Genomic DNA, 1,666 nt, shown 5'->3' on the forward strand with positions numbered 1-1,666 from the left:
TGACTGTAAAAGTATGAAGTGCATTTCTTTTTGCTATTTCTACTATATATTCTAATATTTCCTGTACACTCTTTGCAAATCTTTCTCCAGAATATCCTCAATTTTGAAAAGATTTTAAACAGGCTCTTAGTTGCAAAAGCTGTTTTTCTTTACTATTTACCACTAAGTGTCAATTTAAGTCTTATCTATTGCAAATTATACTTGAGTATGGCCTTGTCTCTGTGAAGTTGTTAAGTTATTAACGAGATGTAAACTACGCTTGTATCTTCTTTTTTTCTTAAACATGAAAATACTAGCTAATAAACTTCCAATTATAAATAGACCTGATACTATTAATGCAATCCCTTGTTGAATATTTGTTGATTGAGTTATTTTAGGTTCTGTTGTTGTGATTGGTTCAGATATTGCTGTTGAAGTAGCAGCTGTTAGTTTTGTTTGCTTAACTGTTGTTTCTGAAGCGGTTGTTGATTGAGTTAGTTCAAGTATTGTAGTTGGTTTTTCTGATGTTGTGATTGGTTCAGATATTGCTGTTGAAGTAGCAGCTGTTAGTTTTGTTTGCTTAACTGTTGTTTCTGAAGCGGTTGTTGATTGAGTTAGTTCAAGTATTGTAGTTGGTTTTTCTGAAATTTTTGTATATCGAGTTAATCTACCACACTGCTCTTCTAATTGAGTAATCTTGCTCTCTTTTTCTTTTAAAGACTTATTACATATCTGATTTTCTTCTATGCAATGATCATTTGTAGTTCTTAATTCTAAAGCTATTTCTTCTAGATAAGTGTAAGTCGAACGAAGATCATCATACATTTTTTCTCCCTGTAATGTTATCTCTATACATTTAGATCTCTCATTTTTCAAATCCTTGATATTTGAATCAATCAAACGTCTAATCTCTTTGTCCTTAGTTGATGTTATGTTACGTTTTTCTTCTTCACAAGTAACTAAGGAGTTTTTACGAGTATTTCTTTCAAGGGTTAGATCATCAAATGGTATATCAATAGATCTTGTATGTCTTGCATGAAATTGAGTTCGTTCAAGTGTTATTGGTTCTGTTGTTGTACACTGCTTTTCTAATTGAGCAATCTTGCTCTCTTTTTTTTTTAAAGACTTATTACATATCTGATTTTCTTTTATGCAACGATTGTTTTTAATTATTAATTCTAAATAAGCTATTTCTTCTACAGTGTAATTCGAAAGAAGATCATTATACTTTTTTTTTCCCTGTAATGTTATCTCTGTACATTTAGATCTCTCATCTTTCAAATCCTTGATATTTGAATCAATCAAACGTCTAATCTCTTTGTCCTTAGTTGATGTTATATTACGTTTTTCTTCTTCACAAATAACTAAGGGGTTTTTACGAGTATTTCTTTCAGAAGATCTTGTATGTCTTGCATGAATACGCTTTGACCGTGGAATATTTCCATATTTTGGATCTGTAAACCCATTTCCAACTTTCACCTTAGCCACTCTATCTACTTTTCGATTTGAAGAAAATATATTGGTAGCATTCATTGGAGATTCATTTGAAAATGCCTCTATAGAATTTATTAGACTATCATCAGGGAAGGGACCTCGAAAAGATCTATCTGCTTTTCGATTTGAAGGAGACATATTGGTAGCATTCATTGGAGATTCATTAGGCAAGGGACCTCGAAAAGATCTATCA

Annotated in this window: 2 pseudogenes; both read right to left on the reverse strand. The window is 31.2% G+C overall.

What is annotated here, in order from left to right:
* Positions 1 to 97: pseudogene (locus RHOW815_RS09480) on the reverse strand (IS5/IS1182 family transposase); the annotation flags it as partial.
* 98 nt (positions 98 to 195) lie between these two features.
* A pseudogene (locus RHOW815_RS08000) lies at positions 196 to 1,666 on the reverse strand (hypothetical protein); the annotation flags it as partial.

Origin of the sequence: Candidatus Rhabdochlamydia sp. W815 (assembly GCF_018642185.1) — a bacterium.
GTDB lineage: Bacteria > Chlamydiota > Chlamydiia > Chlamydiales > Rhabdochlamydiaceae > Rhabdochlamydia > Rhabdochlamydia oedothoracis.